Here is a 7,851-nt window from a genome sequence, read left to right as displayed (position 1 = left end):
GTCATGAAGGTGGGCATTTTTAATGAAATCACCATTATATTTAAAAAATAGCTCGTCAAACTCACCACTTTTACGCATAACTTTTAAACCCTCATTCACCGCTTTTGCAATTTCAGGCTTATCTTTGTTAAAAAAGAAATAAATAGGGCTTTTATATTTAAGCATTAGTTGCGGAAGAACAACCAAGTCGATTTTTTTCTCGAAATTAGCCTTTTCCTCCTCTATTTCGAGTATAGAGCGTGGAAATAACTGCCCTCTTCCTTTATCAAGCATAACGAACAATGACTCAAAATCTTGAGAAGTAGCCACAGTTAAATTGTTGCCTTTTAAAATATCTGTGTCAGGCCAGTGCTGGCCTTGTATAAATATAATATTTTTGAGATCGTCGTATGTCTTGATTTGGCTTAGATAAGGTAATTGCCTTTTAGTTGTAAACATTAAACGCCACCCGAACAGTCCTTTAAAAATAGGAATTCTCAATGGCAATAACATTTTTTCACGTTCAGTATTGGTCATACTCCAATACACATTAATACCAGTTCCAGTTGCTATTTCTCTAAGAACTCTGTTTTGTCCTAATAGTCTTGGTGACGGTGTTAAAGTAAAATTATAACCACTTCTCTCAAGTGCGGTACGAAGCAATATAAGAGGATAAAGTAAACTTTCATCAAGGTTTGGCAAAGTCTTAGGGTAAATTACCCTAAGAGTTTCAGGTGGAATAGCAACCGCTTTTTTTGCATTGATTGTTTTTACATTTGCCGAACAAATATTTGTTAAAAACAGTAAGGTAAGAGTAAAAACAACTTTCTGCATATTAGAATACCTGTGTAACTAATAACATCACTGCACTGATCAAAATAGTTAAGAAGGTGAGTATCATTCCTAACGCTCGTAATTTCATTATATTATCAACGAGTGCATAACTATGACAAAAACGGCCTGCAACAAGCATTGAACCTAAAATATAGCAGAAATGACTAGGAAGACCCTGATACTCTAATAAAAATAGCAGAATCAATGAAAATGGCACATATTCAATAAAATTAGCATGGGTACGTATAGCTGCTTGTAGGCTTGCATCACCACCATCGCCTAGTGAAATACGTTTTGCTTTACGAAGTTTAATTACACGAAAGCTAAGTTGGATGTATAAAATGGCCAAAATGGCAGCAAAAGTTGAAACAATCACAGTTTTTCCAATTTTTATTTAAAGTTAGACGCTTAGCACTGTTTATTGCTAGGCTGTTAAGTAAGTAGTTAGGTTAGCTCAGTATGATATTTAATGTCTAACAGTTCTTAAGGAAGTGCATGTTTACGCCAAGAAAAATTGCCGATAATTACCGTGAAATGGTAAGTAGTATCGGTTTTTACCCTTCAATGCTCTCTGTCATGTTTTTGATTTTCGGATTAATTAGCATTGCAGTAGAGTACTCTTCACTATCAATGGAGTTTAAAAAGCTGATTGGCGTGCTGTTGGTCGACAGCGAAGAAAACGCCCGAACTATCCTCAGTACGCTTGCAGGAAGCATTATCTCGTTAACGGTTTTTAGCTTTTCTATGGTTATGGTAGTGCTAAACAGCGCCAGTGCTAGCCTTTCTCCTCGAGTATTACCTGGACTAATTACCCGTAAATCGCACCAATTAGTGCTTGGCTTTTATCTTGGTAGTATTATCTACACTATATTAATGTTGATAAACATACGTACCATTGGCGATGGAGATATGGGAATTCCATCTTTGGGTATCTTCTTTTCTTTGGTTTTTGGTTTGATTTCGCTGGGATTTTTTGTGTTTTTTATTCACTCAATTTCTAAAGCGATTCAGGTCGATAATGTGTTAAACGATCTATTTAAAAATACCAAAGGCGAGCTTAAATGCATTATTAATATGCAACAAGAAAACCCAGTTGAGCATTTTCCTGACTTTGATGACTGGCATAGCATAAAAAGTAAAACAGAAGGCTACTTTAAAGGCGCACATAGCGATAAATTGTGCGCATTGTGCCAACAGCACGGTATAAAAATTTATATCTCGGTTAAGCAAGGCTTCTTTACGGTTAAAGGTTATCCGTTTTTAAAATGTGATACTGACTTATCTGACAACCCAGAGCTTGTAGAGCAACTACTAAACTGTTTTATCTTTTATATCGAAGAGTATATCAGCGACCATTACCGCTACGGTATGACACAAATTTCAGAAATTGCAGTAAAAGCCATGAGTCCGGGGATTAATGATCCTGGCACTGCGGTAAAAGCCATTGATATGCTGAGTATCTTATTGATTTTACGTTTAGATATTTATGATGTTAATTACTCGCTTAAACGATGCGAGAACAATCAACCACACCTTTATATACACGAAACATCATTCGATGAGCTACTGCACGATAACTTTACGCCTATTCGTAACTACGCAAAAAATGACGCCTATGTCATGGTTAACGTACTTGAAGCTTTTAAAAATATATTGTTTAGAGCATCTGATAACGAAAAAGCAACAGATAGTTTGTTTGTTTATTTAGGGGCGATTATTGAAGATATCGATACGCATATTAGTAATGAGTATGACCGAGAACAAATTACTAATATGCTTAAAGCCATAGCCCGTATTTCAGAGCAACAAGGTGAAAAATTGCTGGCAAGCTTCACCAGCAATCAATAGACTAATTTTCTATTAAGTAAACGGCATAGCTACTAGCTGTGATAGTAAGCTCGCCACCGCTGTATGCATCAGGTACATAGTTATCTGGTGCAGCTTCAGCCATAACCATTTTACTTGCACGCATATAAGGCTGGTTTCCTGTTTCTAGTGGGCTATTAGAAGCGGTATAAAGACCTTTAAGCTCTACCCCGTAATCACTGGCAAACTCTTTTGCGGCATCACGCGCATCTTTAATTGCCAGTTTTTGAGCTTGCTTTTGTAACTCTTCATAACGGCTAGATATAAACTGCGTTTGATTAATTTCATTTATGCCCGCGTTCACCAATTGCTGAAGCATAATTGGGTACTTTTTAATATCAGTTAAAGTCACAGATAGACTTCGAGTTACTCTATAGCCGACAAAGTTTTGCTTGCCTGTTTCACGGTTGTATTCTGTTTGGCGGTGTATAGAGATATTAGACGCATAAATGCCCTTTTCATTCACACCCTGGCTTTTAGCAAGCTTAATAGCTTTTGCCATGGTAGCATCGGCTTTGTTTTTAGCGGCAATTAAATCTTTATCTACTTCAACAATACCCACTGTTAGTTTAACGTTATCAGGGATAGCTTTGATAGTTGCGTTGCCTTGAATGTAAATATGCGGTGCATCAGGTGTAGCTTGTGCTAACGCATTAAAGCTTAGCGCGGTGGCCATCGCGGTGAAAATTAACTTACGCATAATACTGTTCCTTAATTATTAACTCCATTCATTATCACCTTAAAGAGTTAATTGAATATGAACAAGGCCTTTTAAAACAATATAAAAAAACAGGCATTAAAGCCTGTTTTTTCAATAACTCAACGTGTTATAGCTTAGATACTACGACGCTTATAGTTACGGTACTCTGGAAGCCAATAGTTTTTCTCAATTGCAGCCCATAGCGCTTCATCGCTCAGCTCAAGCGCCACACCTTCTTCCATCGCTTTTTTCGCTACCGCAAACGCAATACGTTTACTTAACGATTGGATTTCAGTAAGTGCTGGTAATAAGCTACCTTTACCTGTGTTAGCACGTGGCGAAGACTCTGCCAGAGTTTCACTTGATACAATCAGCATCGCATCTGTGATTCGTGTTGCTTTAGCAGCAATAACACCTAAACCTATACCCGGGAAAATGTAGCTGTTGTTACATTGCGGGATTGGGAAAGTTTGGCCGTTATACTCAACCGGATCAAATGGGCTACCAGAGGCAACAATCGCTTGACCGTCTGTCCACTCAATTACGTCTGAAGGAAGTGCTTCAACTTGCTTAGACGGATTACTTAACGGGAAGATAATCGGTTGTGGGCAAGATGCGTGCATTGCACGAATAACTTGTTCTGTGAATAAACCAGGTTGGCCAGATACACCAATTAGGATGTCTGGTTGCGCACAGTGCATTACATCTAATAAAGATGCGTACTCACCACTGTATGTCCACTCGCTCAAACCGTCTTTAGATTGGCAAAGGGCTTGTTGGAAGTCACGTAAGCCTTCCATGCCTTCAGTAAGTAAACCAAAACGGTCAACCATGAAGATTTGAGAACGAGCTTGCTCATCACTGATACCTTCAGCAACCATAGTACTGATAATTTGCTCAGCAATACCACAGCCAGCAGAACCAGCTCCGACAAACACGACTTTTTGCTCTGAAAGTTTCGAGCCTTTAACACGACATGCAGCTAATAAAGAACCTACTGTTACTGCAGCAGTACCTTGAATGTCATCGTTAAAGCTACAGATTTCATCACGGTAGCGTTTTAATAATGGCATTGCATTTGGTTGTGCAAAGTCTTCGAACTGAAGTAACACACTTGGCCAACGACGTTTAACAGCTTTGATGAATAGGTCTAAGAATTCGTCATACTCTTCTTGCGAAATACGTTTATGACGAGCACCCATGTACATAGGGTCGTTAAGCAGTTTTTCATTATTCGTACCAACATCAATCATTACTGGTAACGTGTAAGCTGGGCTAATACCACCACACGCTGTGTATAGTGATAATTTACCGATTGGAATACCCATACCACCTATACCTTGGTCACCTAGACCAAGAATACGCTCACCGTCAGTTACAACGATAACTTTTACTTTGCCTTTAGTGGCGTTACGTAAAATATCATCAATTTGGAAACGATCTTCGTAAGAGATAAATAGACCACGGGCACTGCGGTAAATGTCTGAGAACTTTTCACAGGCATCACCTACTGTTGGTGTATAGATAATTGGCATCATTTCTTCAAGATGATCACGCACTAAACGGTAGTAAAGTGTTTCGTTGTTATCTTGAATAGCACGAAGGTAAATGTGCTTGTTTAAATTATCGCTAAAGCTTGAATACTGCTGGTAACAACGCTCAACTTGTTCTTCGATCGTTTCATAACGCGGTGGCAGTAAACCGGCTAAGTTGAAATTTTCCCTTTCTTTTTGTGAAAAAGCACTGCCTTTATTTAATAGTGGCGTTTCGATCAGACCTGGGCCTGAATAAGGAATATAAAGATAATTTGGATCGGTATTTGTAGTCATATTTCCAAGCTTTGATGCGTCATAATTATGATCTGACATTATTACTCTTGAAGGCGAAATTGCAATGACAATTCACCTTGTCAGACCATTGAAGAAAATGAATTTTATGCTCTAAAGAGCTTACTAGATAGTATACATGAAAACTCAGCAGCTTTAAGGCTGCTGAGCTTGTTTTTAGTGGCTTTTATCACTTAAAGCGATGCCTTCACGGCGAGGATCGGCTGCGCCATAAAGCTTACCGTCTTTTACTTCAACAGCATGTAAACCAGAGTTTAAATCTAAGATACGAACTGTATGTCCACGATTAACAAATTCGGCTTCAGCGGTGGCAAGTTCAGTGCCCTTTTCTAGGCTTGTGTAATTATTACGATTAGTAATGCGCGGTAAGTTAATTGCAGTTTGCGCATCTAAGTTCCAATCAAGCACACCCACAACCACTTGAGCAACGTAATCAATAATGCGGCTACCACCCGGTGAACCGACTACCAAGCGTAAGCTGCCATCTTTGTTAAACACCATTACTGGCGACATTGAACTACGCGGACGTTTACCTGCTTCAACACGATTGGCTAACGGCTTACCATTTTTTGTTGGTGATAAAGCAAAGTCAGTTAGCTGATTGTTCAAAATATACCCGTTCACCATTACTGTTGAACCAAATGCCATTTCGATAGAACTTGTCATTGACACTGCATTACCTTGGCTATCCACAATCGATACATGGGTGGTTGATGGTAATTCGTAAGCATCATCCTGTGCATAAGCAAGTGAGTTTGGTGGTGTGCCTGCTTCAGCGTGGGCATCTTTTTCAGAGATAAGCTTTGCTCGACCTGCAAGGTAATCTTTATCAAGTAAACCTTGTGTAGGGATTGGCATAAAATCAGGGTCGCCCATATACACGTTACGATCTGCAAACGCTAAACGCGATGCTTGTGTAAAGTAATGCAGAGCTTGAACTGAATTTGGTTTAAGCTTAGCCATATCTTTGTGTTCAAGTAAGGCCAGAATCTGTAATACAGCTACACCACCACTACTTGGTGGAGCCATTGAACAAACCTCATACTGGCGATAATCAACACATACAGGTGCTCGTTCTTTGCTTTTGTAATTAGCTAAGTCTTCAACACTCAAAGTACCCGGTGCTACCGCTGAGTTTTGCACTGCATTGACAAGTTCTTTTGCGTTTTCACCTTTATAAAAAGCATCAATACCTTGTTTAGCAATATCTTTATAAAGTGCGGCAAGTTCTGGGTTCTTCTTAACAGTGCCAACAGCAAGCGGTTTACCATCTGGGAAGAAATAATCACGAATAACAGGTAGCTTTGTAACCCCTGGGTTTAACTCTTTAGCGAGTAACTGATGTAAACGCGGTGATACAATAAAGCCTTTATCAGCCAATTCAATAGCAGGGCCAAACAAGGTTTGCCAGTCTAACTTTCCGTAACGCTTATGAGCAGTGGCAAAGGCATCTAAAATACCAGGTACACCTACAGAGCGACCGCCTACCACCGCTTCAATCCATTTCACAGCTTTACCGTGTTTATCTAAAAAGAGTGTTTCGTCAGCGTTACTTGGTGCAGTTTCTCGACCGTCAAAACTAGTAAGACTTTTTGTTTTATTATCAAAGTACATCATAAATGTACCACCACCGATCCCCGACGATTGCGGTTCTACCAGTGTTAAAACAAGTTGAGTTGCAATTGCAGCATCAACTGCAGAACCACCTAGTTCAAGCATTTTTTGGCCAGCTTTAACTGCATAAGGGTTTGCGGCAGCGACCATGTACTTATCGCCTTCAACAACCTGTTTATGAGCAAAGCCTGTTGCGGCTTCAGGTTCGCGAGTCTCAACTTTTGCAGGGGTAGCAAAAATAGCAGTTGAATAAATTAATGAAGTGGACAGAGCTAACAGCGCTTTGGTTTTGAATAACATAAATAAACTTAATCCCGTAGTGTATTTGGCATCTTAAAATTAAACGTGCACAATAGGCGACAATCTCAGATACAATAAAAATAACATGATAAACCTGCCCCTGAAACTAGAATATATTCTGCCTCCTTTGTGTTTAGTACTACTTAGTTCGTTGTTTGCAACTTTCAACTTAAATGAATATCTTGAATTTAACCGTGATTTAGTTGCAAATGGTGAATTTTGGCGTATTTTCACCAGCCAATTTGTACACGCAAATTGGCCCCATTTAGGCCTGAATTGTGCCGGGATTTTATTAATTTGGGCCTTGCATGCTGAGCATACAAGCCCTACTCGTTATGCATTTAATATTGCTATTCTTGCATTGTGGTGTGGTTTAGGTGTTTGGCTATTTTGTCCAGATATCTATATTTACACCGGATTAAGCGCATTGCTTCACGGAGTTATTATTTGGGGCGCCGTTAAAGACGTTCAAGCAGGCATGTTTTCAGGCTGGTTATTGTTTGCTGGTACTTGGGCTAAAGTGATTTGGGAGCAAATAGCAGGCCCGAGTGATTCGGTGAGTCAGTTAATCGCCTCTAATGTTGCCATTGACGCCCACTTTATCGGCGCAATTGGCGGCACTCTACTCGCTTTGCCTGTCTTTATAAAAATAATAAGAAATCGCGAGTAACCTTACTCGCGATTTAATTATCTGGTTATTATTCCTTGCTA

The 7,851-nt window shown here is 39.4% G+C and carries 7 protein-coding genes; 2 read left to right on the top strand and 5 right to left on the bottom strand.

Translation table 11 applies throughout. From position 1 onward, the window contains the following. Together L1D46_RS18815 and L1D46_RS18810 are read right to left on the bottom strand one after the other, a co-directional pair. The coding region (locus L1D46_RS18815; protein ID WP_239978032.1) for a transporter substrate-binding domain-containing protein at window positions 1-813 on the bottom strand (813 nt) is incomplete at its 3' end. Between the two features lies 1 nt (window position 814). Continuing rightward, a complete protein-coding gene (locus L1D46_RS18810; RefSeq protein ID WP_130051510.1) occupies window positions 815-1,189 on the bottom strand; it encodes an MAPEG family protein in 375 nt (124 codons plus the stop codon). A gap of 119 nt (window positions 1,190-1,308) precedes the next feature. Here L1D46_RS18810 and L1D46_RS18805 point away from each other — a divergent pair, with 119 nt between their 5' ends. After that, window positions 1,309-2,661, top strand: a complete 1,353-nt coding sequence (locus L1D46_RS18805) for a DUF2254 domain-containing protein (RefSeq protein WP_130051511.1) — start codon at window positions 1,309-1,311, stop codon at window positions 2,659-2,661. 1 nt (window position 2,662) lies between these two features. Here the strand turns inward: L1D46_RS18805 and L1D46_RS18800 are convergent, their stop codons facing one another. The 3 genes from L1D46_RS18800 to ggt all read right to left on the bottom strand — a co-directional run bounded on the left by L1D46_RS18800 (window position 2,663) and on the right by ggt (window position 7,140). Further along, window positions 2,663-3,379 (bottom strand): SIMPL domain-containing protein, encoded by a 717-nt coding sequence (locus tag L1D46_RS18800; protein ID WP_239978031.1) that lies wholly within the window; start codon window positions 3,377-3,379, stop codon window positions 2,663-2,665. A 134-nt stretch (window positions 3,380-3,513) separates the two neighbouring features. Further along, window positions 3,514-5,208: an NAD-dependent malic enzyme gene (locus tag L1D46_RS18795; RefSeq protein WP_130052291.1), complete on the bottom strand. Its 1,695-nt coding sequence runs from the start codon at window positions 5,206-5,208 to the stop codon at window positions 3,514-3,516. 174 nt (window positions 5,209-5,382) lie between these two features. Beyond that, entirely contained in the window at window positions 5,383-7,140 is a 1,758-nt protein-coding gene (gene ggt, locus L1D46_RS18790; protein WP_239978030.1) for a gamma-glutamyltransferase, read from the bottom strand. A gap of 85 nt (window positions 7,141-7,225) precedes the next feature. Between ggt and rrtA the strand changes: the two genes are divergently transcribed. Further along, a complete protein-coding gene (gene rrtA / locus L1D46_RS18785) occupies window positions 7,226-7,810 on the top strand; it encodes a rhombosortase (protein WP_239978029.1) in 585 nt (194 codons plus the stop codon). Window positions 7,811-7,851 lie beyond the last annotated feature (41 nt).

The organism is Pseudoalteromonas sp. Isolate3 (assembly GCF_022398505.1).
In the GTDB taxonomy this organism is placed as follows: domain Bacteria; phylum Pseudomonadota; class Gammaproteobacteria; order Enterobacterales; family Alteromonadaceae; genus Pseudoalteromonas; species Pseudoalteromonas apostichopi.
This window is presented reverse-complemented; position numbering and strand designations above follow the sequence as displayed.

Excerpts from the sequence above, each read along its gene's own strand:
- L1D46_RS18805 (WP_130051511.1), top strand. The coding sequence starts at position 1,309 with ATGTTTACGCCAAGAAAAATTGCCGATAATTACCGTGAAATGGTAAGT.
- L1D46_RS18800 (WP_239978031.1), bottom strand. The coding sequence starts at position 3,379 with ATGCGTAAGTTAATTTTCACCGCGATGGCCACCGCGCTAAGCTTTAAT.
- L1D46_RS18795 (WP_130052291.1), bottom strand. The coding sequence starts at position 5,208 with ATGACTACAAATACCGATCCAAATTATCTTTATATTCCTTATTCAGGC.
- ggt (WP_239978030.1), bottom strand. The coding sequence starts at position 7,140 with ATGTTATTCAAAACCAAAGCGCTGTTAGCTCTGTCCACTTCATTAATT.
- rrtA (WP_239978029.1), top strand. The coding sequence starts at position 7,226 with ATGATAAACCTGCCCCTGAAACTAGAATATATTCTGCCTCCTTTGTGT.